This is a genomic window from Pseudarthrobacter sp. R1, assembly GCF_024494415.1.
Taxonomy (GTDB): domain Bacteria; phylum Actinomycetota; class Actinomycetes; order Actinomycetales; family Micrococcaceae; genus Arthrobacter.
Genome location: NZ_JAMKFI010000008.1, coordinates 1308193 through 1333043, shown reverse-complemented (window position 1 = coordinate 1333043; position 24851 = coordinate 1308193). Strand labels below are relative to the sequence as shown.

Annotated in this window: 27 protein-coding genes; 11 read left to right on the top strand and 16 right to left on the bottom strand. The window is 63.4% G+C overall.

The window, feature by feature from the left end:
• Positions 1 to 104: 104 nt before the first annotated feature.
• Genes M8J71_RS17170 through M8J71_RS17160 form a run of 3 tightly spaced genes read left to right on the top strand, consistent with a single transcriptional unit; the run spans position 105 to position 1757 of the window.
• Positions 105 to 635: a hypothetical protein gene (locus tag M8J71_RS17170; protein ID WP_256248943.1), complete on the top strand. Its 531-nt coding sequence runs from the start codon at positions 105 to 107 to the stop codon at positions 633 to 635.
• Positions 632 to 829 (top strand): hypothetical protein, encoded by a 198-nt coding sequence (locus tag M8J71_RS17165; protein WP_256248942.1) that lies wholly within the window; start codon positions 632 to 634, stop codon positions 827 to 829. Before M8J71_RS17170 ends, M8J71_RS17165 begins: the two co-directional genes overlap by 4 nt.
• A 55-nt stretch (positions 830 to 884) precedes the next feature.
• Positions 885 to 1757, top strand: coding sequence for an HNH endonuclease (locus tag M8J71_RS17160; protein ID WP_256248941.1), 873 nt, complete (start codon positions 885 to 887; stop codon positions 1755 to 1757).
• Positions 1758 to 1808: 51 nt separating this feature from the next.
• Here M8J71_RS17160 and M8J71_RS17155 read toward each other — a convergent pair whose 3' ends face one another.
• Positions 1809 to 2081, bottom strand: coding sequence for a hypothetical protein (locus M8J71_RS17155; RefSeq protein ID WP_163164015.1), 273 nt, complete (start codon positions 2079 to 2081; stop codon positions 1809 to 1811).
• Between the two features lie 240 nt (positions 2082 to 2321).
• Here M8J71_RS17155 and M8J71_RS23465 point away from each other — a divergent pair, with 240 nt between their 5' ends.
• The 4 genes from M8J71_RS23465 to M8J71_RS17135 all read left to right on the top strand — a co-directional run bounded on the left by M8J71_RS23465 (position 2322) and on the right by M8J71_RS17135 (position 4357).
• Positions 2322 to 2798 carry a DUF2087 domain-containing protein gene (locus M8J71_RS23465; protein WP_256248939.1) on the top strand — a complete coding sequence of 159 codons (477 nt, stop codon included), beginning with the start codon at positions 2322 to 2324 and terminating at the stop codon, positions 2796 to 2798.
• A 201-nt stretch (positions 2799 to 2999) separates the two neighbouring features.
• Positions 3000 to 3155, top strand: a complete 156-nt coding sequence (locus M8J71_RS17145; RefSeq protein ID WP_256248938.1) for a hypothetical protein — start codon at positions 3000 to 3002, stop codon at positions 3153 to 3155.
• Between the two features lie 15 nt (positions 3156 to 3170).
• A complete protein-coding gene (locus M8J71_RS17140; protein WP_256248937.1) occupies positions 3171 to 3398 on the top strand; it encodes a nuclear transport factor 2 family protein in 228 nt (75 codons plus the stop codon).
• 533 nt (positions 3399 to 3931) lie between these two features.
• Positions 3932 to 4357: a hypothetical protein gene (locus M8J71_RS17135; protein WP_256248936.1), complete on the top strand. Its 426-nt coding sequence runs from the start codon at positions 3932 to 3934 to the stop codon at positions 4355 to 4357.
• A gap of 62 nt (positions 4358 to 4419) precedes the next feature.
• Here M8J71_RS17135 and M8J71_RS17130 read toward each other — a convergent pair whose 3' ends face one another.
• From M8J71_RS17130 to M8J71_RS17100, 7 genes are all read right to left on the bottom strand, one after another.
• Positions 4420 to 5268: a sugar phosphate isomerase/epimerase family protein gene (locus M8J71_RS17130; protein ID WP_256248935.1), complete on the bottom strand. Its 849-nt coding sequence runs from the start codon at positions 5266 to 5268 to the stop codon at positions 4420 to 4422.
• 50 nt (positions 5269 to 5318) lie between these two features.
• Positions 5319 to 6542, bottom strand: coding sequence for a substrate-binding domain-containing protein (locus M8J71_RS17125; protein ID WP_256248934.1), 1224 nt, complete (start codon positions 6540 to 6542; stop codon positions 5319 to 5321).
• A complete protein-coding gene (locus tag M8J71_RS17120; RefSeq protein WP_256248933.1) occupies positions 6542 to 7654 on the bottom strand; it encodes an ABC transporter permease in 1113 nt (370 codons plus the stop codon). Before M8J71_RS17120 ends, M8J71_RS17125 begins: the two co-directional genes overlap by 1 nt.
• The gene (locus M8J71_RS17115) at positions 7651 to 8688 is read right to left on the bottom strand and encodes an ABC transporter permease (protein WP_256248932.1); all 1038 of its coding nucleotides are present in this window, start codon (positions 8686 to 8688) and stop codon (positions 7651 to 7653) included. Before M8J71_RS17115 ends, M8J71_RS17120 begins: the two co-directional genes overlap by 4 nt.
• The gene (locus tag M8J71_RS17110; RefSeq protein ID WP_256248931.1) at positions 8685 to 10262 is read right to left on the bottom strand and encodes a sugar ABC transporter ATP-binding protein; all 1578 of its coding nucleotides are present in this window, start codon (positions 10260 to 10262) and stop codon (positions 8685 to 8687) included. The genes M8J71_RS17115 and M8J71_RS17110 overlap by 4 nt, the downstream gene beginning before the upstream one ends.
• A gap of 443 nt (positions 10263 to 10705) precedes the next feature.
• A complete protein-coding gene (locus M8J71_RS17105; protein WP_256248930.1) occupies positions 10706 to 11065 on the bottom strand; it encodes a hypothetical protein in 360 nt (119 codons plus the stop codon).
• A 51-nt stretch (positions 11066 to 11116) separates the two neighbouring features.
• Complete coding sequence (locus M8J71_RS17100) at positions 11117 to 11875, bottom strand: hypothetical protein (protein WP_256248929.1); 759 nt, start codon at positions 11873 to 11875, stop codon at positions 11117 to 11119.
• A gap of 305 nt (positions 11876 to 12180) precedes the next feature.
• Here M8J71_RS17100 and M8J71_RS17095 point away from each other — a divergent pair, with 305 nt between their 5' ends.
• The 4 genes from M8J71_RS17095 (at position 12181) to M8J71_RS17080 (ending at position 16086) form a co-directional block, all read left to right on the top strand.
• Positions 12181 to 13347, top strand: coding sequence for a cytochrome P450 (locus M8J71_RS17095; RefSeq protein WP_256248928.1), 1167 nt, complete (start codon positions 12181 to 12183; stop codon positions 13345 to 13347).
• A gap of 333 nt (positions 13348 to 13680) precedes the next feature.
• Positions 13681 to 14232, top strand: coding sequence for a DUF3090 domain-containing protein (locus tag M8J71_RS17090; protein ID WP_256248926.1), 552 nt, complete (start codon positions 13681 to 13683; stop codon positions 14230 to 14232).
• Positions 14232 to 14999, top strand: coding sequence for an SCO1664 family protein (locus tag M8J71_RS17085; RefSeq protein WP_256248924.1), 768 nt, complete (start codon positions 14232 to 14234; stop codon positions 14997 to 14999). The genes M8J71_RS17090 and M8J71_RS17085 overlap by 1 nt, the downstream gene beginning before the upstream one ends.
• Positions 15000 to 15045: 46 nt before the next feature.
• On the top strand, positions 15046 to 16086 hold the full coding sequence (locus M8J71_RS17080) for an AAA family ATPase (RefSeq protein WP_256248923.1): 1041 nt from the start codon (positions 15046 to 15048) through the stop codon (positions 16084 to 16086).
• Positions 16087 to 16158: 72 nt separating this feature from the next.
• On the opposite strand, the gene nrdF is transcribed toward M8J71_RS17080, so the two are convergent.
• The 8 genes from nrdF to M8J71_RS17040 all read right to left on the bottom strand — a co-directional run bounded on the left by nrdF (position 16159) and on the right by M8J71_RS17040 (position 24836).
• Positions 16159 to 17133 carry a class 1b ribonucleoside-diphosphate reductase subunit beta gene (nrdF, locus tag M8J71_RS17075; protein ID WP_256248922.1) on the bottom strand — a complete coding sequence of 325 codons (975 nt, stop codon included), beginning with the start codon at positions 17131 to 17133 and terminating at the stop codon, positions 16159 to 16161.
• A complete protein-coding gene (locus M8J71_RS17070; protein ID WP_256248921.1) occupies positions 17130 to 17888 on the bottom strand; it encodes an NUMOD3 domain-containing DNA-binding protein in 759 nt (252 codons plus the stop codon). Before M8J71_RS17070 ends, nrdF begins: the two co-directional genes overlap by 4 nt.
• A 35-nt stretch (positions 17889 to 17923) precedes the next feature.
• Positions 17924 to 20044, bottom strand: a complete 2121-nt coding sequence (gene nrdE / locus M8J71_RS17065) for a class 1b ribonucleoside-diphosphate reductase subunit alpha (protein WP_256249028.1) — start codon at positions 20042 to 20044, stop codon at positions 17924 to 17926.
• A gap of 20 nt (positions 20045 to 20064) precedes the next feature.
• Positions 20065 to 20517, bottom strand: coding sequence for a class Ib ribonucleoside-diphosphate reductase assembly flavoprotein NrdI (nrdI, locus tag M8J71_RS17060; RefSeq protein ID WP_256249027.1), 453 nt, complete (start codon positions 20515 to 20517; stop codon positions 20065 to 20067).
• Positions 20518 to 20662: 145 nt separating this feature from the next.
• Positions 20663 to 20908, bottom strand: coding sequence for a glutaredoxin-like protein NrdH (gene nrdH / locus M8J71_RS17055; RefSeq protein ID WP_013601222.1), 246 nt, complete (start codon positions 20906 to 20908; stop codon positions 20663 to 20665).
• 408 nt (positions 20909 to 21316) lie between these two features.
• The gene (locus M8J71_RS17050; RefSeq protein ID WP_256248920.1) at positions 21317 to 22711 is read right to left on the bottom strand and encodes a class I SAM-dependent methyltransferase; all 1395 of its coding nucleotides are present in this window, start codon (positions 22709 to 22711) and stop codon (positions 21317 to 21319) included.
• Positions 22708 to 23439, bottom strand: a complete 732-nt coding sequence (locus M8J71_RS17045; RefSeq protein WP_256248919.1) for a DUF1365 domain-containing protein — start codon at positions 23437 to 23439, stop codon at positions 22708 to 22710. The genes M8J71_RS17050 and M8J71_RS17045 overlap by 4 nt, the downstream gene beginning before the upstream one ends.
• Positions 23436 to 24836 (bottom strand): NAD(P)/FAD-dependent oxidoreductase, encoded by a 1401-nt coding sequence (locus M8J71_RS17040; RefSeq protein WP_256248918.1) that lies wholly within the window; start codon positions 24834 to 24836, stop codon positions 23436 to 23438. Before M8J71_RS17040 ends, M8J71_RS17045 begins: the two co-directional genes overlap by 4 nt.
• Between the last annotated feature and the right edge of the window lie 15 nt (positions 24837 to 24851).

The window sequence follows — 24851 nt, the reverse complement described above, 5'->3', positions numbered from 1 at the left end:
GATTTACGTCTACTCCCGGTGGCGTCAGCCGGCGGCCGCGACACAGACGCGGAAAGGCTCTTCTCCACGCTCGTGGTGGGCTTGCGGCCACATAGGCTGGTGGAGTGACTCCTGCTCCGTCCCCCACTCCGCTCGACGTCATAATTCATTCGGGGCCGGCCGACTGGTGGGTCATCCTCGCCGGCCTGGGGCCGTTGGCGGTTCTCGTCGCAGCTTTGCTGGCGTTTTACATCAACTGGCGCACCCTCAAGCAACGCACCGCGGCGGACAAGACGGCGCTGGACCAGAAGCGGGAAGCGGACGCCCAGGCGCTACAGCAGAAGACTGAAGCGGACAGCCGTGCGGAATGGTGGCGTCGCACCCAATGGGCGCTGGACCGGGCGTTGGACGAAGATGAGGGTACGAAGGCATTGGGGCTGGCGACTCTTGAAGTTCTGGCGCGCAGCGACCTGGCACGGACCGAGGAACTCGAATTGTTCGACATTGCCTGGAAGAACGTCTGGGGTGATGACAATGCCGATGACAATGCGCAGGAAGGCCTTTCGGACCAGACGTTTGCCTTCGTGGACTCACGTGCCGACATAGGCGACAATGAAACGACGGATAAGGACAAGATTAAGGTGGTCGGAGAATGAGTGCAGCATCATCTGAACACCGCTTCGTCCCTACTCCCCGCAGCAGCTCCCCTGCCAAACCGGCCCAAAAGAAGACTTCCCCGGCTGAGCATCGCGTCCAAGTAGCAGCCGCCAGGCTGCGTGTCACGCTTGATCAGCGCCTGGGACGCGAAACGCCGGCAAAGACCAAGGCGCTGGCCAAGGAACCTATCTAGGTCCCGCCGTTCAAACTAAGGGACGCGATCCGGCGTGGGCTGGAACAGGTGAGTGGTGGCTGCAGTAATTCTGGGATGGAACCCCAACCGGCGGAACGGCTGGGACTACCGCGCCGCCGTCGAGCAGGTTGCGGAGTCCGGTTGGTCCCTGCAGCGCTGGAGCGTCGGCGACAACCGGAACATCCTGACGGGTACTGAGGCTTGGCTCCTGCTGCAGGGAGGCAGTGACGCGTGCGCCGGCCTGATCGGCCATGGGGTGGTGTTCTCCGAACCGTATGAGTCCGTCCATTCCGGGGATACTGATGCACCTGGCTGCTATGTCAGCGTCGCTTTCGACGCCCTTCTCCCCCTTGGCGAGCAAATACGCCCCGACGCCCTCAGCGCAGCCGTCCCTGCGATTCCCTGGGATGACGCACAAGGCCGCTCAAGTCTGGCCGTTCCGCCTGGGGCGGAACCGGATCTTCGCCAGCTGTGGCGGGACTACGGACCATCGACGGTGGCGCCTCAGCAGCTGGTTTCGGGAACCTACCCGCCGCACGCTGTTAGTACTGTCGAGGTGAACCGCTACGAGCGAAACCCTGACGCACGGCGCGTGTGCCTGGCGTTCCATGGAACGTCCTGCGCTGCGTGCGGTTTCTCGTTCGAGGCCTCCTACGGCGATATTGGCAGGGGTTTCATTGACGTGCACCACGTCGTGCCGCCAGTAATGCTCGGGGACGGGTACCAACTGGACCCCGTTGCCGACCTCGTACCGTTATGCCCCAACTGCCACGCCATGGCACACCGCGGCGTGGCCACGCCGCGGACAGTCTCGGAACTCCGGAGCATCATTTCCTCCGCGGGCCATATGACGGGCGAGGTAATGAGCGAGCTGGCCCTCGAAGCCCAGGCGGATGCGCGGCGGATCCTCGAAGGGCGCCAGGACTGACATGCCGGCAGGACCGAAAAGCCGGCAGGACGAAACAGCCGGCAACGCCAATTACTGCCCGGCTGGCGTGGTTCCGAACATCAGCGTCCGGCGCCGCACGTCGTAGTACACCGTTGCCGAACGCTTCAAGAGGTTTTGGAGAACCTCGGCGTCCTCCGCGTCGAGCGTGAGCACTTCTTCCCAGGCGCCTTGGTCAAGGACCAGCTGGAGGGTCCAGGTGCCAGGTTTCGCCGCTTCTCCGGCCACCCAGCTGAACTGGTAATGGTTGACTTGGCGGACTTGGATGCTGTCATCGGTTATGGGTTGTTTTGGGTTGGGGCTCATCGTCGCCTCCTGGGTTGGTGGTGGGTTGGCCAACTGCGCAGCCAGAACCAATGTAGACCCGCTACCCATCGTGATCCAGACCCTGCCGAAGGGCTCGAGGCTGGCCGCCCGCGGTTCCGCAGCACCGGCATCAGGACTACGATTTCAGCACCGTGATCAGCACAAGTGGGCGAAGACGCAGAGTGAGGAAATGCTGTGGCCGGAGGGACGAGGTTTAGCGGGCCCCATTGGCGGCGAGTGGTGGCGGCCCTCGCCAACAGCGACGCCCGAATCGCCTACGCACAAGTTGTGCTCGGAGCAGAGCTTCCCGAGGTGCTTGCCGGCGCGCAGGACCAGCGGCGAAACCGGGCGCTCGCCGCCCTGCTCGAGTCGGGGCTCGTCGAACGGAATGCTGCGGACGAACTGGTGGCACCTGAATCGATCTTCCGTGACCTACTCACCCAGCTGCCCCGGCGCCAGCCGCAGAGCGGAGTGGACCGTTTTATGCGTCTGGGCAGGATCGAAAGGTATCCAGCCAACAGATCGGAGCGGCGGGAGCTGCTGGCTTGGATCATCAACGAAGCGATCGAGCCCGGTGAACACCTTACCGAAAAGCAGGTTAATGAACGGCTCCTCAGTTACACCGAGGACGTTGTGATGCTGCGCCGCTACATGGTGGACTTCGGACTGTTGGAGCGGACCGCCTCAGGCTCGTCCTACTCCCGTAAACTGCGTTAGCCGTCCCAGCGCACGTATGACTCGGCTGGGCCGGCATTGGCAGCCATTGCGGAGTATTGGCCCATCTCAGTGCTCAAGCTAAATGCCGCAGCCCCGAAGCCGGGTTCATTGAGGACCTTGCCACGGCTGTGGGACGGGTAGGTCTCTACACCTGGGGCCTGTCCCCTCGCAGCGGCTGCGATGGCAGGAGCATACTGAGACATGGCAGACTCTGATGATTTTCTGGCATGGGTGAGGACTGCGCTGTATAAGGCGGAACTGGCCATCCACAATGGCGACGCCGGTCCACGCCGGGCGATTTGGTCCCACAATGAACCGGTGAGTGTCCTCGGCGCATGGCGCAACGCCTTCGGCTAGCAGGAGCTCGACGAGTTGTTCACCGGCCTTGCCCGGCAGTTCTCAAACTGCACGTCGTACGAATTCGAGTTACTGGCCTACGGCGTCGTGGGCGACATGGCATACACCGCCGGCCTCGAACACACCTCGACCTCAGTGGACGGCGAGCCGCGCAGCTACGTCCTGCGGGCCACCCAGATATACCGCCGCGAAGACGGCGAGTGGAAAGTCGCACACCGCCACGGCGACACGGTTACTGGCTAAAGGCGGTGAATAGTCGCGGAACAGGGCCATGAAGTCGGCCGTCACCACCATTTCGTCAGCGCCCAGCCGTTATTGGCGCCGTCCCCGCCGTCGCCATCCTTACCGCAGCGCAGACAGCGTTTATACAGGCCCCCGTCTTCGGCATGTTCAACGTGCCAATGGTGACGGAGATTGAACTTGCACAGCAGAGCCTGGATCATGGCCAACTCCGATCTGAATCGCAGCGCCCTGTGGTTCCAATATTGGCCTTTGGGTCCCGGCAATAGAAGGGTCCCCCGCTCGCCAGCAGAGGTTGCCCGGCTGCTATCCCGGCACCCTAAAAAGCCTCTCTGGCGGGCCGGAAGACTTGTACGCGGTGAGGCACGGCTGTTGTATTGAACGGCAACGTTGCCCACCATTGAAGGGTGGGAGTGAAGGACAGGCGCCACCTGGTTGCGTTTGCGCTGTGCCTGCTGATCCCTCTTGGCGGTATGCCAGGGTGCTCCTATGACTATCCGGAGCCCGGGCCCGTGAACACCCCAACAGTTGACCCCGTGCCAGCAACAGCGTCCCTCCCGCCATACAAAAGCAGGGAGGTCCTGGAGCAGGAAGCTGAGAACTACGCCGAGCTGGAGCGGCTCCTCAGGACATCATCACCGGGACCAGTCCTCCTTTCCGATGTGGGGCCACTGGACGGACCCGACAGGGGCTTTGGCACGTTCGAGAAGGTGCCCGCGGCCGGACAGTACGCGGTAACTGCGGCCTGTGTTGGTGCAGCAGGCGCGAAGGTCTTCGTTGGACAGGAGCATCCCGGGGCACCCTTTCGGCCGGTGGAGCTCGAGCTGGATTGCGCCAGGGCCACGTCACAGGTCATCGCACTTCAACAGGGGTACGTTTTCGCGCATCTGGTCCTGCCCAGCCCGGGCGATACGCCGTGGACGGGGGCGGTTGGCGGTGTGCGCGTGAGCGGGACCGGATGACCTTCAGTGCATGTACCGGCTGATCCTGCCACTGCCACTGCCACTGCCGGAGGCGCTTTCGCCTACAGCCCGCGCAGGAAAGCCAAGCCACTGGCGGCCAACTCGTCCTGGCTCGGGGCCAGCGCCCGCCAGATCGAAGCCGCAACGGCAATCGCCGCATTATCCGCAGTAAAGCTTTCGATGTTCAACGGTCCGCTGTAGCCCACCTCGTCCAGGGCCTGCAGAAACCCTCCCCAGTCGGTCTGGTCCCCGCCGGGCGCGCCCCTGTCGTTACCGCACACCTGCACGTGCACTAGGTGCTCGCCAGCCGCCCGGACTGCGGCGGCCAGCGAACGCTCCTCGATATGAAGGTGGTAGCTGTCCAGAGCAAGGCCCACGCCCTTGCCAAGTAACGGCTCCAGGGCCTCGAGCGCCTGGTCCACAGTGTTGATTAGCGACGTTTCATACCGGTTCAGCGGTTCAATGCCCAGTATCACGCCCGCTTCAACAGCCCGGGCCGCTACCGGCTGCAGGTTCCGGCGCAGCTCGGCGTAGGCCTCCCGCCGCTGCCCTGGCGACATCCGCCAGACCCGCCCTGTCTGGGCGTAGAAGGGACCGCACACAGTAGGCGAACCGATACTGCTGGCCATCGTGATGCAGTCCATGAGGTAGGCCTGGGTCCGTTCCACGGTGGCCGGGTCCGCGGCTACGAGGTCCCGGCCCGGCGCCATGGCACCAACAAGAAACGGTGAAAGCCCCGTGGTCTCCAGGGCTTCGCGCACCGCGGCGGCGGTGAAGTCGCCGGGGTTTTCCAGCGGGAGTTCGACGGCGTCAAACCCCAGGGCGGCGATCCTCGCCAAGTGACCCCCCATGTTGGCATCGGTCAGGGGAGACTCCCAGACCCAGGTGCTGATCCCGATGGAACGCTTCACGCCGCCCCCTCCAACCCCACTCCCGTCCACGCTGCCCGCAAAGGACAGCGTCAGGGTATCTGCCGCTGCTGCCAAACCTGCGGGTAACCGGGGAGGTCTTCTCCGCCGAACTTGGCGTAGTGGCCGCCGGGCATCCCCTGGTTGCGCTCCAGCCAGGAATCCAGCTCGTCCGCGAGGATGGGCTTCTGCGGGAGAATCCATTCGGCCGGGACTTCCTCGCCCTTGAAGATCTTTTCCACGGCCAGCAGCGGAGTCCGCCACTGGAAGTTGGAGTAGACGGGGGCCATGGCATCGATGCCGGTTTCCTTCCACTTGGTCAGGAAGCTCATCTCATCCTCACCCGTCATCACCGGAAGGTCCTTGCCGGCATCCTCGAAAGCCTCGAGGGCAGCCACCGCGCCGTCTCCGGCGTCCATCCACACACCCTTGACATCGCCGGTGGCCAATTCATCGGAAATGATCTTCTTGATCTCGGTGGGATCCGCCCCTGTGAAATAGTCCTTAGCCTCGATGCCCTTCTCCTCGAAGATCTTCTGGGCCGCCGCCCAGCGGTGTTCCAGCACGTCCACACCGGGAAGGATGCGGAGGGCCACCACCTTGTCACCGGACTGCAGCTTGTCCGTCAGGAACGTGGCGGTGTCAATGCCCCAGGCAAAGCCGCCGATCGGGTGGATGAACGTGGTAGCGCAGTCTGTTTCCACGCCGCGGTCAAACACCACCACCGGCTTGCCGGTCTCGCAGGCGCGTTCCACGGCCTGGGTCAGGGCCGCCGTCGAGTTGGGCGAGATGACGAACGCATCGCAGTTTCCCTCGTCGATGAAGTAGTCGATGTCCGCGATCTGGGTGTTGTCGTTATCCTTGGCATCCCGGGTTTCCATCTCGGAAATGGCCCCCGAATCCTGCAGGACCTTGAGCTGCTGGTTCATGGTGATCCAGCCGGTCTGGCGCCACGGGTTCGAGATGGAGGCATTGGCGAAGCAAACCTTCTTTGCCCCCGTTGAAGCAAACTTCGCGGTGTCCGTCATGTCACCGGCAATGTACTGCAGGTAGGGCTGCTCCGCGTTCCCTTCGAAGGTAGCTGAGCGTTGCTCAAACTGGTCATCGTACAGCTTCTGGTCAAACCAGTCCTGGCTCGCCGGAGTGGTTGCCGCGGGCGAGCCGGTACCCGGCGCCGTCGTTTCGGTAACCGACGGATCCGTGGTGGTACAGGCGGCCAGCACCACCAGCGGCAACGCCGCCCCAAGCGCGACAGCGCGGATAGAGTGTTTGCGCATCAGACTCGATCTCCTCCTTGTTCGGTGCCCTCGCGGGGCATGGGTGCTGCGCTTAGCCGGTGCCGTTCGTCATGGGCAGCCGATGTGGCTCCCTTGCGTTTTCGCTGCCATGACTTGGACGCTGCTGCCACAGCGACAATGATGATGACCCCCTGGACCGTGTCCCGCCACGTGGCCTGGACGCCCATGAAGTTCAGGAGGGTGAACAGCGCCTCGAGGGCAAACGCGCCTGCTGCCGCAGACAGGACCCAGCCGCGTCCGCCTCCCAGCACCACGCCACCGAGGACGACGGCGGTGATCGCCGTGAACTCGTAACCGCGCCCCACCGACGGGTGGACTCCGGCATAGCCCACGAGCAGGATGCCTGCCACGGTGGCCGACAGTGACGAGATGATGAACGCCCGCGTCCGCACCCACCAGACGCGGGAACCGGACAGTTCAGCAGCCCTCGGGTTGTCACCGACTGCGATGAGCATGCGGCCAAAGGGGCGGCGCATCAGGACCACGGCCAGGATGGCCACCGCCGTCAGGATGATCACAGGGTAGGGAATGATGTCCAGGACCGGGACATCCTGGATTCCGCCCCGCCCTATCTGGCGGAAGCTGTCGGCCGGGTTTCCCTGGGCCGCGCCGCCGGTCCAGTAGAGGACCAGCCCGAGCAGGGCCAGCATCATGCCCAGCGTCACAATGAAGCTGGGCACCTTCAGCAGCGTTGTGATCAGTCCGTTCACCAGTCCGATGAAGGCGCCGAGCACAAACATGAGGATCAGGACCGGGATCACCCTGGAATCGTCCTGCCGGATGAGGTTGCCGGCAACGATGACCTGCATGGTCACCACTGATCCCATGGACAAGTCGAATTCGCCGCCCACAATGACGAAGTACTGGCCGACGGCAGCGATGGCGATCGGAGCTGTCCTGCCGATAAACCGGATGAAGGAGCCTGGCTCACCGAAGGAGGGGTTCAGGGCGATGATGGCCGCCAGGAGGCCGATCAACAAGATGAAAACGGCGCCGCCGGGGGTCCGCAAAGCCCGCAGGAGCCGCTGGGAACGGCTGGCGCGGTTTTGCCGGAGGACCGCGCTGCGTCCGGAGGGCAGTGCCGCGCTCATGGCCCCTCCGCGGGTGCAGTCTGCGCGGCAGGTGCTTCCGCGGAGCCCTTCGAACTGAACCGCTCCGGTCTGTTGACGATCCTGCGGCGGGCGTACACGGCGACGGCGACGACGATCACCACGCCCCTGACGACGTCCTTGAGGAAGGGGTTGATCTGCATAACGGACATGATGTTGTCCAGCATGGCGAAGATGAGGACGCCGCCCAGGGTTCCGGTGATGGTCCCTTTGCCGCCGGCCAGCAGGGTGCCGCCGAGGACCACGGCGGCGATGGAGAGCAGGTCGTAGCCGCCTTGGGAACCCACGGTCGGGCTGCCCACACCCAGCCGGCTGGCGAGGAGCAGCCCCGCCATTCCTGCCAGCAGCGAACAGATCACATGGGCCGCGATGACCGGCAAGTCGATGCGGATTCCAGAGGTCCGGGCCACGGAAATGTCACCGCCGACGGCGTAGAGGTGGTGGCCCATCCGGGTGCGGTGGAGCAGCAGCATGGCCAGGCCTGCGCAGGCCAGCATAATGATGGTCGAGATGGGAACTGGTCCCAGGCCGGTCGCCCCGATCAGGCGGAACGAGAGCGGGGTCTGCCCGAAGCTGCCCTTGAAATTGGTGGCGAGGTAGCCGCTGATGATCAGGCCCATGCCCAGCGTGGCGATGAACCCGTGCACGTTGAGGCGGGCCACGATCAGCCCGTTCGCCAGGCCGATGATGGCCGCGGCGGCCAGCGTGAGCAGGACCCCGGGCAGGACGTTGCCCGGATTGTTGGCCATCACCCCGGCAGCAATAAGGCTGGCCAGGCTGGCAACGTAGGGGACAGAGAGGTCCAGGCTGCCGGCCAGGATGACCAGCGTCTGTCCGATCGCTATGAAACCCAGGACACTGGTTCCGGTCAGGATGCTGGAGATATTGCCCTGGCTGAAGAAATTCCGCCCTACCGTGCTGACAAGCACGGCACCAACGATCAGCGTCAGCAGCGCCACCAGGTAGACGATTTGGGTGGAGGAGAGGCGGTCGATGATGCTGCCCCGTTGTTTCATGCTCCTCCTCCAGGTGCGGTCCGGGCGCCCGTTCCCAACTGCAAGACGGCTTCCTCGGTCGTTCCGGCCGGAAGCTCGCCGGCGAGGCGCCCGTCGCGCATGACCAGGATCCGGTCCGACATGCCGATGACCTCAGGCAATTCGCTGGAGACCATCAGGATGGCTTTGCCTTCGGCTGCCAGCTTGCGCATCAGCCGGTACACCGCCACTTTGGCTCCCACGTCGATGCCGCGGGTAGGTTCATCCAGCAGGACCAGGCGGGGGCGGATGGCCAGCCACTTCGCGAGGACCACTTTCTGCTGGTTCCCGCCGGAGAGGTACTGCACCTCCTGGTCCAGGTCCCGGGCCACGACTTCCAGGGAGGAAAACACGCCCGGGATCTCGGTTCGGGCCGCCCCTGCGCGGCGCGGGAAAACCGACCTGATCACGGTCAGCGCGTTGTTCAGGATGGACTGGTTCAGGCTCAGGCCCTCAGCCTTGCGGTCTTCCGTGATGAGGGCCATCCGCGCCCGGACCCCCTCCCGCGGCGACTTGGGCAGGACTTCCCGGCCTTCCACCTTCATGGTGCCCCGGGTAAAGGGGGCGGCGCCGAAAATGGCATGCAGCAGCTCAGTCCGGCCGGAGCCCTGGAGGCCGGCCAGCCCTACAATTTCTCCCGGCTGAACGCTGAAGCTGATCCCGTCCAGCTGGCCGTTTCCGGCCCCCTCCAGTTCCAGGATCGGACTGGAGGGCACGTCGGCACCGCTGTCCGTCCGGGGCAGTTTGTCCGGGAAGAACGCTGAAATGGGCCGGCCCACCATCAACCGGACCAGCCTTGTATCGTCGAGTTCCGAGGCGGGGCTGGTGCTGACCACGCGGCCGTCCTTCAGGACGGTGATGACGTCACACAGGTCAAAGAGCTCCCGAAGCCGGTGGGAGACATAGAGGATGGCCGTTCCACGTTCACGGAGGCGGGACACGATCTGGTAGAGCAGCTCAACTTCGGCGCCGGCCAGTGCGGCGGTGGGCTCGTCCATGGAAACGATCCGCGCGTCATAGCTGACCGCCTTCGCAATCTCCACTACCTGCTGCTCAGCTACCGTCAGGGTCCGCACCTGCGCGGTGGGCCGGATGGCGGTGATCCCGAGCGACTCAAGCAGCTCCGCCGTCTTCGCATTCATCAGCGCCTTGTTCACCAGGACTCCGCGGCGGGGCTCCCGGCCAAGGTAGATGTTCTCGGCCACCGTCCGGTCGGGAAGCAGATTGAACTCCTGGAATACCGATGACAGCCCGGCTTCATGGGCCTTCGTAGGATGGCTGAAGCTGACTTCCTCGCCGTCCAAAAGCACTGTTCCCGAGTCCGGCTGGTAGACCCCCGCGAGCACTTTCATCAGGGTGGACTTCCCGGCGCCGTTTTCGCCCACGAGCCCGTGGACCTGGCTCCGGTAAAGGGTAAGTTGGGCGTCTTCCAAAACGGGAATGCCGAAGAAACTTTTGGTCAGTCCACGGACTTCCAGGAGTGGCGGCTGGGCCCCGGATCCTTGAGCGAGCCCACCGCGGATTGACGCCTCGCCCGTCCGTTCGTGGTTCTCCATCGATCCGCCCACGCCTAACTGTTACAGGGGCGATTCCGTTCCGTCAAGGAAAATGATTGCTTACTACTACAGGGCGGGATCCGTCAGTTGCACTGAGGTCATGAACGGGTAACGACGGTACTGCTGCAATCACGTGTTAGTAACCCTTGGGAATCATCGCGGCCATTTAACCCGCCCCGTCCCTAAAATTGGCCATGGATTCCATACCTGCGGTGATCCTCATCATCGGTGCCGCTTTCGCCTGGATTGGCTTGACGGTATTCGCCATCCTGAGGTTGCGCCGCCGTCGGAACGGGTCCTCATTGGTGGCCTCGGCTCCCCCTTCGGCCGAGGCCGGCAGTAGCCATCCGCACAAGGCGTGGCGACGTGTCCGGCCTCCAACAGCACAGAGCACGAGTCGACGCCCGGGGCGGCCCGGGAAGGTCCGCAGGTGATGGCTTCTGTCAGCTCCGGGTGGGATCTATAGACCTGCGGATAGCGACGATCCTGACGGCGACTCCGGTCAGGACAATGCCGATTCCCAACGCCATGAGGAGCCAAACAGGAACCGAAGCGGAATCGATGTTCCGGTAGCACTCTGCCGCCAGTTCCGTAGTCCGCAGCTGCAGGTCTGCCATTTCAGCTGCACGGCTTTGCGGGAGCAGCGGGCTGCCACACAGCGGCCCCACTGTCTTCAAGCCGATAACGACACTGAGGATCTGAACAGCGAATCCCACGGCGATCGTCAAAATCCAGCCACGGCGTTGACCAAGGTCCCGATGGATGGCCTTGGTCGTATTACCCGGAGAATCTGGAACCGCCATGCTAAGAGCATAGTGGGGACTGGAAGGCCGCTCACGTAATTCCGGCCCCCGCTACCGGCGAAAGGAAAGCGCGAGCGCCCATCCGCCGGCCACTCCAATGGCAAGGAGGACGGTTACGAAGCCGATCGCCGGTACGCTCGGCCATGCCAGGGCGTCGCCATGCCGCAGCAGGGCAAGCGCCTGCAGAATGACGAAGGCAACGGAGGTCAGGGCCACGGGGCGGACGGTGCGAAGGTCGCCGCTCATCTGGCCCTGCGCGGCCGCCCACCCAAGACCGACCAGCCATGCTCCGACCGCCCTGGCTGTAAGCTCGGACAATGGCCACGGCCACCATGTCGCGGCGGGAATGGGTGCCGCCAGGAGCGCGTCGCCGTACAACAGCAGTATCCCAGCGATTCCCAGCAGGAGCAGCCGCAGCGCAGGGGGCAGCACCGGCCATCCCGCGATTACAGACCTTGGGGCAGGAGGCCGGGAGCGGATCTGCATCCAGCTGATAAGGAGCATTGCAACGGGCACGATCGCATAGATCGCCAGCCATGCCCAGGTGGCCACCTGGGCAAGGGTGGCAGTGCCTGGCGACAGGTGGAAACGGTCGAGATGAAGCAGGGTGATTCCGAGGGTCAATGCCTTGAAAACGAACACCGGCCAGACAGCCAGCCTCGCTGATTCCCAACTTGCTGACCGGGCGCCCGCCACCTCCAGGCCCGCGGCGGACCAGTAGGCTGCGCCGAGGAAGACGGCGGTCATGGGCGGATTGACTGTCCACGCGAACCATTCCGCAGTCCGGAGCGGAAACACGAACAGCGTCATGAGGCCCTTTGAACCTGGGGAGGACTGGTTCTACGAACACACCACGAAGAAATTTTTCCGCGGCCCGCGGCTTCCGGATCCGCAGTCCAGACCACCGGAGCAGCCCGCACCTGCACCCGCAGGCAAGGTACCGGCAGACTGGCAAGAACGCATACACCGGTAGCTGCGGATCCAGAACCAACTGCTTTACCGCCTGCTACTGACCCAGGAGCCGGCATTGGCTAAAATCAAGGCTCGACGCTCAGTCGACCCGGGCCCGGTGTCCGTTCGGCCGATAGGGCTCCCGGCGAGCAGAGAGGCCAGCCGTGGACTTCATTCAGTCCGCTGAATATCAGCTCAACCCCTTTCCCCACTACGAACGAATGCGGGAAACCGCCCCTGTCCATTACGACGAACAATCCGGAAGTTGGAACGTCTTCCGATACGACGACGTCCAGCGGGCACTGTCCGAATATGCAACATTTTCGTCGCGCATGGGCGGGGACGATGCATCGGGGACCGGCCAACTGTTCGCCGCGAGCCTGATTGCCACCGATCCCCCAAGGCACCGGCAGCTACGGTCCCTGGTGACCCAGGCGTTCACGCCTAGAGCCGTGGACGCGCTGGCTCCCCGTATCGCGGCGCTCACTGACGAACTTTTGGAGGGGATCGCGGACCGCGGCAGCGCAGACCTGATTAAGGAATTGGCGTACCCGCTGCCGGTCATAGTGATCGCCGAACTCATGGGGATCCCCGCGGAGGACCGTGAGCGCTTCAAACAGTGGTCCGACGTGATTGTCAGCCAGACGCGGACCGGTTCGACCAGTGAGAACCACTCCGGCACAAACATGGAGATGACGGAGTACTTCCTGGCCCTGATCGACCAACGCAGGCACCAGCCGGGCCAGGACCTGATCAGCACCCTGCTGGCAGCGGAGATTGACGGCCAAAAACTGACGGTTCCTGAGCTGCTCGGTTTTTGCGCTCTACTGCTCGTCGCCGGCAACGAGACCACCACCAATTTGATCGGCAATGCGGTTTTGTGCCTGACTGAGTACCCCGGCACCATGGACCGCCTGCTGAGGGAACCCGCCCTGCTTCCCCGGGCCATCGAAGAAGTGCTGCGCTTTCGATCGCCGGTCCAGTCCATGTACAGGGTGACAGTCACGGAGACTGTTTTGGGAGACGAACTGATTCCGGCCGGCGCACCGATCGTGGCTTGGATCGGCTCCGCGAACCGCGACGAGCGGCAGTTCCAGCGGCCTGCCGAGTTCGACGTGGACCGCGGCCAGAACCGGCATCTGGCGTTCGGCCACGGCATCCACTTTTGCCTCGGCGCCCCGCTGGCCCGGCTCGAAGCAAGGATCGCGCTGGGTGCCCTACTGTCCCGTTTGCCCGGGCTTTCTTTGGATCAGGGAGTCCACCTGGAACGAATGGATAGCACCATCATCTATGGGCTGAAGGCGATCCCGGTAAGTTGGCAGAGGGCCTGACCGTAGCTCAAGATCGACGCAAAAAGTCCCAAAGGTGGATAAACACCCTTCCGTCTTGTTCTCCCGGCTTCATAGAGTGTCCCCACAGGGCAGCAATACATCTAGGTCGGGGGACGTAAGAACATGAGCAGTATTCCGCCCACGGCAAAGGAAGTACGTATCGGCGACACTCCTGTTCCTGCTCCGCCCACCAAACCCTTGGTAAAGCCGCGCGCAGTACAACAAATTTCCCTTGCCCGGAGACGGGAACATGAGGTCCAACGAGTGATACGCGACCTCGCCACCCTTGCAACCAATCAGGCACCAGGAACCGCCCGTGCCTAAAATGCTCTTATGCCTACACGTGTTCATGAATTTGCCTGGCCCGATCGGGTCGTTGTTGGAACGATCGGCGTTCCGGGGTCGCGCACGTTCTATTTGCAGGTACGCACAGGTCAGCAAATTGTAAGCATCGCCATGGAGAAGCAGCAGTCGGCCCAGCTCGCCGAGAAAATTGACGAAATCCTCGATCAGCTCATTACCCTCGAGGGCAACCCCTTCAGCGTGCCCACAGGTACTCCCATTGAACTCGTGGACAACGACCAGCTTGAGATAGTTCAGGAGCAGTTTCGAACCGGGGCCATGACCTTGGGTTGGGACCCGACGACGGCGCAGGTGGTCATCGAGGCATACCCGATCGCGGAAGTTGATGCTGCAGATGACGGGTCATTTGAGGAAGACGGCGCCGAAGTGCCCGAAATGCTGTTGGTGCGGATGCCGGTCGGTACCGCGCGCGCCTTCGCCAAGCGCACCCGAGAGGTTGTCGGCGCCGGACGCCCCGCATGCCCACTCTGCGGTTACCCGGTGGACCCCGACGGACACGTCTGCACTCTTCCCGAAGTCTGATGCCGGCGCCCGACCTGCTGACTGCCGAGCTGACGCTCACTGGCCGCATCACGACGGCGTCGAACGCTACATTCCTGGGCAGCATCGGTGACACGACGGTCGTCTATAAACCAGTTGCCGGGGAGAAGCCGCTGTGGGACTTTCCCGACGGCTTCCTTGCCCACCGGGAGGTTGCCGCCTACCTGGTCTCGGAGGTCCTTGGCTGGAACGTGGTGCCACGCACCTGGCTGCGCGATGGTCCGTTCGGCATCGGAATGGTGCAGCTCTGGCAGGAGACAGACCCCGGCCAGAACGCGGTGGACCTTGTGGCAACGGACGACGTCCCGGAAAGTGGTTGGAAACACGTCCTTGAGGGTCAGGATGAGGAGGGACGGATGGTCGCCCTCGTCCACGAGGACACGCCGGCACTGAGACGCATGGCGGTGTTCGACGTCGTCGTGAACAACGCCGACCGCAAAGGCGCACACATCCTTGCCATGACGGACGGGCACCGCCACGGCGTAGACCATGGACTCACCTTTCACCGTGACCACAAGCTGCGCACGGTGCTGTGGGGGTGGCTGGGAGACGTTCTGACCGTTGAGGAACTTGAGGGCATCGACCGTGTCAGCGAAGGGCTGGACGGTGAGCTTGGCCGAAGCCTGGCGGACCTGCTCTCCGCCGAAGAAATTGCGTCGGCCGCCGTGCGCTGCGCCCGGTTGCGCCAGGCGGGTCGGTTCCCTGCTCCGAGCGGTGAAATGTCGGCGGTGCCCTGGCCGCTGTTCTAAGGCTCCATCTGCATCAGGGCGGGGAATCGAGTACTACAGTGGATGTATGGCTCCCGGCCGCAATCCGCTCGACGACCTGCGCGAAACTATCGGCCATCTGGCCGATCAGCTCAAGCTGCCCGGTTCGGAGCGCGTCGACGACCTGGTCGGCGATCTCATCGGTGTGAGGCCCGGGCCGGCCCGGCCGCTGTCCGAGGTGCAGGCCGAGCTCGACGGGCTGGTCGGACTGGAGACCGTGAAGGAACAGGTGCGTGGCCTCGTCGCACTGCTCCAGGTCCAGGCCCGCCGCAAGGCGCACGGCCTGCCGGAGGTGGCCACATCACAGCATCTGGTGTTCCTTGGAAACCCGGGCACGGGCAAGACCACCGTGGCGCGGCTCCTGGCCGAGATGTACCGCGCGGTCGGACTGCTGCAGAAAGGCCACCTGGTCGAGGTCGACCGTTCGGGCCTGGTGGGGCAATACGTCGGCGCGACCGCCATCAAGACGGACCGGGTGATCCGGCGGGCGCTGGATGGCGTCCTGTTCATCGACGAGGCCTACGCGCTGGCCCCGGAGGACGGCCGGATGGACTTCGGTCCCGAGGCGATCGAGGTCCTGCTCAAGCGGATGGAGGACCACCGCCACCGCCTCGTCGTGATCGTTGCCGGGTACCCGCGGCTGATGGAGTCCTTCTTGCTCTCGAACCCCGGACTGCGCTCCCGGTTCGCCCGCGAGATCACGTTCCCCGACTACTCCGTCGACGCACTCCAGGCGATCTTCCACCAGATGCTGGCCCAGCACGAGTACACGCTGGAGTCGGGTGCTGACCAGATGCTGCGCCGCATTTTCACCGGGCTCCACGCCGGCGAGGACTCCGGCAACGCACGGTTCGCCCGCACGCTGTTCGAGCAGGCGCTCAACCGCCAGGCGCTGCGGCTGTCGCTCAACGAGGAACAAAGTCTCGACGCGCTTGATCGTGAGGCCGTCATGACGCTCACCGCGGACGACATCGTCCAGGCCGCGCTGGCCTTGGGCGAGCAGCCGGAGCCGGAACCGGAACAGACGCCGGAACCGGAGCAGCCACGCTGGTGGCGCTGGCTGGCCTGACCGGATCCACGCAAATGAGGCGGTCAAAGTAAGTCGACCGCCTCAGCCTTTTGCGCTTCTTAGCCTGAAAACCTAGAAGTCCCAGTCCTCGTCTTCGGTGTTAACAGCCTTGCCGATCACGTAAGACGAGCCGGACCCACTGAAGAAGTCGTGGTTCTCGTCCGCGTTAGGGGACAGGGCTGAGAGGATGGCCGGGTTCACATCGGTGACAGACGCCGGGAACATGGCCTCGTAGCCCAGGTTCATCAGGGCCTTGTTGGCGTTGTAGTGCAGGAACTTCTTGACGTCCTCGGCCAGGCCAACGCCGTCGTACAAATCGTGCGTGTACTGGACTTCGTTCTCGTACAGCTCGAAGAGCAGCTCGAACGTGTAGTCCTTGATCTCCTGCTTGCGTTCCTCGGACAGGCCCTCCAGGCCCTTCTGGAACTTGTAGCCGATGTAATAGCCGTGCACGGCCTCGTCACGGATGATCAGGCGGATCAGGTCAGCCGTGTTCGTCAACTTGGCGCGTGAGGACCAGTACATGGGCAGGTAGAAGCCCGAGTAGAACAGGAAGCTCTCCAGCAGCGTGGAGGCAACCTTGCGCTTCAGGGGATCGTCGCCCTGGTAGTAGTCCATAACGATCTGCGCCTTCTTCTGAAGGTTCGCGTTCTCAGTGGACCAGCGGAACGCCTCGTCGATCTCCTTGGTGGAGGCCAGCGTGGAAAAGATGGAGGAGTAGCTCTTGGCGTGCACAGACTCCATGAAGGCGATGTTCGTGTACACGGCTTCTTCGTGCGGGGTCAATGCGTCCGGGATCAGGCTGACAGCGCCAACGGTGCCCTGGATGGTGTCCAGCAGGGTAAGACCGGTGAACACACGCATGGTGAGCTGCTGCTCGTCGTGCGTGAGTGTGTTCCAGGACTGGACGTCGTTGGACAGCGGCACTTTCTCCGGCAGCCAGAAGTTGTTGACCAGGCGGTTCCAGACATCCACGTCCTTGTCGTCCTGGATCCGGTTCCAGTTGATCGCCTCAACATGGCTGAGAAGCTTTACTTTTTCGGTCATGATGCCGACTCACTTTCTGAAGAAAGACTTGGTTTGGCTGAGTCCTCGACGCAGTGTTTGCAGCCGACCTTCTCAATGCCCTTGTTGGTGTGATGTCTTAAGTGGTTACTCAGGGAAAGTTTCGCTCGGGTTTCCTCGCTTGCCTTCTTGCCAAAGTTTGGATTCCCAGCACCCTTCCTGGCTTCAGAAAGTGCCTTGCGCGATTCCTTGCTCATCGTATGGCCAAAGCTAGGATGGTCCGCTCCGAACCTACCAAAGTTAGGATTGGCGGGCCCTGAGTTAGTTCCTTTGCGGCTTTCTTCCCACTTCTTGCGTTGCTCTGGGCTGTGCCTTTTACCGTGGAATGGATTGGCAGCACCCGGCCGGCTCAGACCTTTTCTGCCTGTATTCCGGACTCGTGCAGCCTCCCGCATTTCCTCGGTCCAAATGACCCCGGTAGGACCAAGGCCACCATCCGAAAGATTGAGCAGCCGGTCGCCCTCCCGGCGCAAGTAGCTGATCCAATCCATCTCAGCCTCGCCCAACTCCTGCAGGCCTTCAATCCAATCCAGCTCATCAGCGATGAGGTCACCTGGGTTCTGCTTACGAACCCAGTCGTAGAACGGCGTCTTCCGTCCCTCCGCGGCCACTCGGAGGTGCTGATGGAAACGACGACTGGCTGTCTTGGTGGTAATACCGACATAGCGGTACTCGACCTCCCGCCGAAGCCGGATGCCGTAGACCAAGCCACCCGTCGCCGTCGTCGTTTCCATCATTCATCCCCTAATGAAAGTCAACCAATTTCGGTTGATTACAGCATGCACGAAACACAGTTGTCCACCTCAGTTCCTTCCAGCGCGAGCTGGCGGAGACGGATGTAGTAGATGGTCTTGATGCCCTTCTTCCAGGCGTAGATCTGGGCCTTGTTGATGTCGCGCGTGGTGGCGGTGTCCTTGAAGAACAGCGTCAGCGACAGGCCCTGGTCCACGTGCTGGGTGGCAGCCGCGTAGGTGTCGATGACCTTCTCGTAGCCGATCTCGTACGCGTCCTGGTAGTACTCCAGGTTGTCGTTGGTGAGGTACGGCGCCGGGTAGTACACGCGGCCCAGCTTGCCTTCCTTGCGGATCTCGATCTTGGACGCCACCGGGTGGATCGAGGAGGTGGAGTTGTTGATGTAGGAGATCGAGCCGGTGGGCGGAACAGCCTGCAGGTTCTGGTTGTAGATGCCGTGCTCCATAACGGAAGCTTTCAGCGCCAGCCAGTCAGCCTGCGTGGGAACGTGCACGTTCTTGAACAGCTCGCGGACCTTCTCGGTCTGCGGCAGCCATTCCTGCTCCGTGTACTTGTCGAAGAACTCACCGGACGCGTACTTGGACTTCTCGAAGCCGCCGAAGGTCTGGCCGGTTTCGATGGCCAGCAGGTTGGAGGCGCGGACCGCGTGGTACACCACCGAGTAGAAGTAGATGTTGGTGAAGTCCAGGCCCTCTTCGGACCCGTAGTGGACCCGCTCACGGGCAAGGTAGCCGTGCAGGTTCATCTGGCCCAGTCCGATGGCATGGCTCTGGTCGTTGCCCTTGGCGATGGACGGCACCGAGGTGATGTTGGACATGTCAGACACAGCCGAAAGCGAGCGGATGGCCGTCTCGATGGTCAGGCCGAAGTCCGGCGAGTCCATGGTCTTGGCGATGTTCAGCGAGCCCAGGTTGCAGGAGATGTCCTTGCCGGTGTCCGCGTAGGACAGGTCATCGTTGTACGTGGTGGGCTGGGAAACCTGGAGGATTTCCGAGCACAGGTTGGACATGATGATCTTGCCGTCAATCGGGTTTGCCCGGTTCACGGTGTCCTCGAACATGATGTACGGGTAGCCGGATTCAAACTGGATCTCGGCGAGGGTCTGGAAGAACTCGCGGGCCTTGATCTTGGTCTTCTTGATCCGGGAATCATCCACCATCTCGTAGTACTTCTCGGTGACCGAGACGTCGGAGAACGGCATACCGTAGACGCGTTCCACGTCATACGGGGAGAACAGGTACATGTCCTCGTCGCGCTTGGCCAGCTCGAACGTGATATCCGGGATGACAACGCCCAGCGAGAGGGTCTTGATGCGGATCTTCTCGTCCGCGTTCTCGCGCTTGGTGTCCAGGAACCGGTAGATGTCCGGGTGGTGCGCATGCAGGTACACCGCACCGGCACCCTGGCGGGCACCGAGCTGGTTGGCGTAGGAGAAGCTGTCTTCGAGGAGCTTCATCACGGGGATGACGCCGGAGGACTGGTTCTCGATCTGCTTGATGGGCGCGCCCACTTCACGGATGTTGGTCAGCGCGAAGGCCACGCCGCCGCCGCGCTTGGACAGCTGCAGCGCGGAGTTGATGGACCGGCCGATCGACTCCATGTTGTCTTCGATGCGGAGCAGGAAGCAGGAAACCAGCTCGCCGCGCTGCTTCTTGCCGGCGTTCAGGAACGTGGGCGTGGCCGGCTGGAAGCGGCCGTCGATGATCTCGTCCACCATCTGCAGGGCAAGCTGCTCATTGCCGCGGGCCAGGTGCAGGGCAACCATGCACACGCGGTCCTCGTAGCGCTCCAGGAAGCGCTTGCCGTCGAACGTCTTCAGTGTGTAGGACGTGTAGAACTTGAACGCGCCCAGGAAGGTCTCGAAGCGGAACTTCTTTTTGTAGGCGCGGTTGAACAGGTCACGGATGAAGTTCATCGTGTACTGGTCAAGCGTCTCGCGCTCGTAGTAGTCGTTCTTGACCAGGTATTCGAGCTTCTCTTCCAGGTCATGGAAGAACACGGTGTTGTTGTTCACGTGCTGCAGGAAGTACTGGTGTGCGGCCTCGCGGTCCGCCTCGAACTGGATCTCGCCGCTGGGGCCGTACAGGTTCAGCATCGCGTTCAGCTCGTGATAACCCAGGCCCTTATAGGCGGCGGGCATCTCGGGCTTCTGGGCCCTGGTTACTTCTGTGTCTGCGACAGTCGTGTCCAAAACGTGTCCAATCCATTGTTTACGCGGGCCACGTCTTCTGGCGTGCCCATTAATTCGAAGCGGTAGAGGTGCGGTACTCCGCACTTGGCGGCGATGATGTCCCCCGCCAGGCAGTAGTTGTCCCCGAAGTTTGTGTTGCCGGCGCCGATCACCCCGCGGAGCAGCTGCCTGTTCTGCGGAATGTTCAAGAACCGGATGACCTGTTTCGGGACAGAACCCTCTCCCCCGGTGCCGCCGTAGGTGGGCACCACCAGCACGAACGGCCGGGTGGCGAGGAGGGGTGCGTCCTTGGCGAACAGCGGAATCCGGGCCACCTCGCGGCCGAGCTTCGAGACAAAGCGGGTGGTGTTCTCGGATGCCGAGGAAAAAAAGATGAGCTGGCTGCCGGTGACAACCGGCGGAACCGCCCCGGGATCCCCCACGCGCTGAGCCGCGTGAACATCCTGGGAAGTGCGGGATTCCTGTGCTGTGTCGAACTCCTGTGCTGTGTCGAAGTCCTGGGCTGCTGGTGCTGCCGTGGGAGTCACCTCAGCTGGTTGTTGATTGCCGGCAGAAAAAGTGTGGCCCCTAGGCCACGGAGGAAACTGCGGAAAGCGCCAGTTCCTCGATCTTGTCCGGGCGGAAGCCTGACCAGTGGTCCTGGTCGGTGACCACAACAGGGGCCTGCATGTAGCCCAGCGCCTTGAGGCGCTCGAGGGCCTCGGCGTCCTGGGAGATGTCAACGCTCTGGTAGGTAATGCCCTTTTTGTCGAGCGCCCGGTAGGTGGCGTTGCACTGAACACAAGCAGGCTTTGTGTAAACCGTTACGGTCATGGTTCCTGTCCCCTTTACTGAAAACTTGCTCGTCCGGTGTTCCCGCCCAAGCTGTACCTAGATACTACATCTAGTGCAGACGCCTCTTTGGAACCCCAAGATGATGTATTACAAGTATGTCATTTAATGCACCTTTAATCCACAGGGAGGGGCCTTCAAAATGTCCGGGATTCCGCTGATTTTGCGGACGCAATCCACATCCTGTGGACTACTTAGCCACATTTAACGCCCAGCGTGTCGAGGAAAAGACGGCGTGTCGCCCGCAGTCCAGGGGCGGGTTCCGCACCGCCCCGGACAGCCGGAAGGGGCCCCGAAGTGACCTTCGGAACCCCTTGTGGTGACCAATCCCACTGACCCGCACGACGCCGGCTGCGGGCGCCTCCGTCACGGCGCCGGAACCGGCGGCTGCTAGAGCTGGACCTCCCGGCGGTCCAGCACAATCTGCTGCACATCCAGGTAGCCCGACTGGAACCCTGCCCGGGAGTAGCACAGGTAGAACAGCCACATCCGCTGGAACACCGCATCGAACCCCTGCTCGCCCACCTCGCGCGAGCGCTCCAGGAACCGCTCCTCCCAGAGCCGCAGGGTGGCGGCGTAATGGTCCCCCATGCCCATCCGTTCCCGCACCCGCAACGTGGTGTGCTGCTGAGTCACGCCTTCGATGGCGCGGACGGACGGCAGGAACCCGCCCGGGAAGATGTACTTGTGGACCCAGGTGTAGGCGTTCCGGGTGGCGAGCATGCGCCCGTGCGGCATGGTGATCGCCTGGATGGCCACTTTCCCGCCTGGTGCCAGCACCCGGTCGATGGTCTGGAAGTAGATGGGCCAGTACTCGTAACCCACAGCTTCGATCATCTCAACGGAGACGATGGCGTCGTACTCACCCTCCACGGCCCGGTAATCCTGCAGCGCCACGGTCACCTGGTCCGCATAACCGGCGGCCGCGATTCGCTCCTGCGCGAGCGCCTGCTGTTCGCTGGAGAGGGTGACGCTGTAGACAATGGCGCCGCGGGCCGCAGCCCGGAGCGCCAGCTCGCCCCAGCCCGTACCGATTTCCAGGAGCCTGGTCCCGGCCCCGACGCCGGCCTTGTCCAGCAGCCTTTCAATCTTCGCCTGCTGCGCTTCGGCCAGAACCTCCCAGGCAACAGCAGACAGCGGTCCGGTTTCAAGCGGAAACAGCGCCGACGAATAGCTCAACGTGGAGTCAAGAAAGGTGGAGAACAGCTCGTTGGACAGGTCGTAGTGCCGCGAGATGTTGCTGCGCGTATTCTGCTCGGCGTTGCGTTCCTGCCGCGGCGTGCGCGGCAGGTACAGGGCACGCAGCTTCTGGAGCGGCACGGGAATCAGCGTATCCACCGAGGCGGCAAAGACTTCCAGGACACCCGCCAGGTCGCTGGCCTCCCAATCACCGGCCATAAACGACTCGCCCAGCCCGATCAGCCCGTTGTCGCCGATCCTGGCTTCAAACGCCTCCGGCCGGACCATCACCATCACCGGGCCGCCGGCGCCGCCGGTCCCCAGGACCGTGCCGTCCGGGTACTCAACACGCAGGGGCAGCCGCTTCACGGCCCCTTTGAAGAGAAGGCCTGCGGCCTTGCCTGCCACCGCCGCTTTGGCGCCCGACGGCGGCTGCGCAACTTCCGGCCATACGTCGGGATCGATGGTGGCGGGCGACGCCGGCATACCGGTGGCGGTCCAGGCTGCGGCATAGTGCGTGGCGGCCAGGTCCGAAAGTCCAGCGTTGTCCCTGGCTTTACCGAGGACAGGAGCTGCAGTTGTTTCGTTGTCGTCTATCAGTGTCATTGGACTGCCTCCTGTGAGGGGTGGTGTGGCCGGGCAACAACAGGCAGGCGCCTGGCCCAGAGTTTGATGCCTTGTACCCGGATGAGCGCGGATACCAGCAACGGCGCGGCCGGAACAGCAAGGGCCGCTGCCAGGATGTTCCGAACCGTGGCCGGCCGGCGGGCGCCGTCCATGCTGGCCACGAACGGGCTGTGGCCTTCACGGTCCAGCACGATGGAAACCCCAAGGCGCTCCCCCGGCGCGGGGAGTTTCATACGGTACTGCCCGTCCAGGTTGTTGAAGGGTGAAACATAAAAGGCCTTGGGAACGGCAGCCCGCCCGGCGGGATCCGTCCGGAGGAGGTAGCAGTGGCGCTCCCCGTACGTGTTGTGGACTTCGGCCACCACGCACTCAAGCTCCCCGGTGGACCGGTAGCACCAGAACAGCGACAGCGGATTGAAGACATAGCCAAACACCCTGGCGCTGGCCAGCATGTGGATGGGGCCGCCGTCGGGCCCTATCCCCTGCGAGCGCAGGTACCGTTCCACGTTGCTGCGGATGGTGCCGTCCGGATCGCCCAGGTGGTCCCCGGCGCGGAACACGGCCAGTGGCCGCAGCAGGAGCGGAAGCCGCGGAAGCTTGTCCACATCAACGAACCAGCTATAGCTGCGGTATGTGAACGCGTTCTTCAACGGCGTGCGCCGCACGTGCGAAATGGAGGTGCGGTAGATGGCTGCCCCGGTGGTCATGCGGGTTCCGCCACGGGAGCAAGCTCCCGTTCGCCGTCATCCGATGCCCCTGAGTCGTCAGCCGGCAGGACGGGACCCCAGGAGCGGCCCAGCGCTTCCGCCGCGCGGACGCCGGCAAGTGCACCGTCCTCATGGAATCCCCATCCCAAATACGCGCCGGCGTAGGCAATCCGGTGGTCACTGAGGGCGGCAATTGCCTGCTGCGCCTGCAGCGATTCCGGCGTGTACTGCGGGTGCTCGTACACCATGCGCTCAAGCACCGCGTCATCGGCAATCAGCTCCGACTCCCCCAGGCTCACCAGGTACGGACGGCCATCAACCGGGTCCAGCCGCTGCAGGCGGGTGAGGTCGTAAGTGACCAGGACCTTGTCCGGCCGGGCGCTGCAGGACGGCAGGCGGTAGTTCCAGGACGCCTTCGCGTTGCTGGCGGCAGGCAGGACAGCAGGGTCCCGGTGGAACACGGTGTGGTTCACCGAGTAGGGCATCCCGCCCAGCGCTTCCTTCTCCGCCGGCGTCGCATCAGCCAGGAACCCGAGTGCCTGGGCCGGGTGGGTGGCGATCACGACGGCGTCAAAGTCTTCAAGCCCGTGCTCCGTTGCGAGCTCCACACCTTCCGGCAGGCGCCGGATGGCAGTAACAGGAGTGCTGAGCCGGATATCAGTCAGCGTGGCCGCGAGCTTCTCCACGTACCGGGCTGAACCGCCGGTGACAGTGCGCCACTGCGGCGAACCCTTCACGCCCAGCATCCCGTGGTGGTCCAGGAAGGTGAAGAGGTAGCGGGCCGGGTAGGCGAGCGCGGTGGTGGGGTCGCAGGACCAGACAGCGCTGACCACCGGGGTCATGAAGTGGGAAATAAAGTATGGGCTGAAGTCTTCCCGTTCCAGGAACTCACCGAGGGTCAGCTCCGAATGCGCGGCATGCGGACTGGCCGCCGGGATGGGCTCGGTCTTCAGGAGCGCCCGTGCCTTCCGGTAAAAGCGCGTCACCTCCAGCAGCATCAGCAGGTAACGTCCCCTCAGCAGGCTGGAGGGCCTGGCAATGATTCCCCGGCCGCCGTCGCGGGCACCGGCGTACTCCAGCCCGCAACCGTCACAGCGGACGGACATGCTCATCTCTGAGTCCTGCGTCTCCACCCCCAGCTCAGCGAAAAGCCGCAGCAGGGTGGGGTAGGTCCGCTCGTTGTGGACGATGAAGCCGGTGTCGACGCCGACAGCGGACCCGTCCGGTTGCGGAAGATCGTGCGTGTGGGCGTGCCCGCCCAGCCGCGGCTCCGCCTCAAAAAGGGTGACGTCGTCCTCCCGGTTGAGGACGTAGGCGGCGGTCAAACCGGCCACGCCGCTGCCAATGACGGCCACGCGCCGTCGTCGGCCTCCGGATACTGCTGGGTCAGGTGACAACTTATGCTCCTCTGC

Coding starts and splice junctions, on each gene's coding strand:
- M8J71_RS17145 (WP_256248938.1), top strand. CDS start 3,000: ATGGCAGACTCTGATGATTTTCTGGCATGGGTGAGGACTGCGCTGTAT.
- M8J71_RS17080 (WP_256248923.1), top strand. CDS start 15,046: ATGGCTCCCGGCCGCAATCCGCTCGACGACCTGCGCGAAACTATCGGC.
- M8J71_RS17050 (WP_256248920.1), bottom strand. CDS start 22,711: ATGACACTGATAGACGACAACGAAACAACTGCAGCTCCTGTCCTCGGT.
- M8J71_RS17120 (WP_256248933.1), bottom strand. CDS start 7,654: ATGAGCGCGGCACTGCCCTCCGGACGCAGCGCGGTCCTCCGGCAAAAC.
- M8J71_RS17085 (WP_256248924.1), top strand. CDS start 14,232: ATGCCGGCGCCCGACCTGCTGACTGCCGAGCTGACGCTCACTGGCCGC.
- M8J71_RS17155 (WP_163164015.1), bottom strand. CDS start 2,081: ATGAGCCCCAACCCAAAACAACCCATAACCGATGACAGCATCCAAGTC.
- nrdE (WP_256249028.1), bottom strand. CDS start 20,044: ATGCCCGCCGCCTATAAGGGCCTGGGTTATCACGAGCTGAACGCGATG.
- M8J71_RS17105 (WP_256248930.1), bottom strand. CDS start 11,065: ATGGCGGTTCCAGATTCTCCGGGTAATACGACCAAGGCCATCCATCGG.
- M8J71_RS17070 (WP_256248921.1), bottom strand. CDS start 17,888: ATGATGGAAACGACGACGGCGACGGGTGGCTTGGTCTACGGCATCCGG.
- M8J71_RS17110 (WP_256248931.1), bottom strand. CDS start 10,262: ATGGAGAACCACGAACGGACGGGCGAGGCGTCAATCCGCGGTGGGCTC.
- nrdH (WP_013601222.1), bottom strand. CDS start 20,908: ATGACCGTAACGGTTTACACAAAGCCTGCTTGTGTTCAGTGCAACGCC.
- M8J71_RS17100 (WP_256248929.1), bottom strand. CDS start 11,875: ATGACGCTGTTCGTGTTTCCGCTCCGGACTGCGGAATGGTTCGCGTGG.
- M8J71_RS17090 (WP_256248926.1), top strand. CDS start 13,681: ATGCCTACACGTGTTCATGAATTTGCCTGGCCCGATCGGGTCGTTGTT.
- M8J71_RS17045 (WP_256248919.1), bottom strand. CDS start 23,439: ATGACCACCGGGGCAGCCATCTACCGCACCTCCATTTCGCACGTGCGG.
- M8J71_RS17165 (WP_256248942.1), top strand. CDS start 632: ATGAGTGCAGCATCATCTGAACACCGCTTCGTCCCTACTCCCCGCAGC.
- M8J71_RS17125 (WP_256248934.1), bottom strand. CDS start 6,542: ATGCGCAAACACTCTATCCGCGCTGTCGCGCTTGGGGCGGCGTTGCCG.
- M8J71_RS17115 (WP_256248932.1), bottom strand. CDS start 8,688: ATGAAACAACGGGGCAGCATCATCGACCGCCTCTCCTCCACCCAAATC.
- nrdF (WP_256248922.1), bottom strand. CDS start 17,133: ATGACCGAAAAAGTAAAGCTTCTCAGCCATGTTGAGGCGATCAACTGG.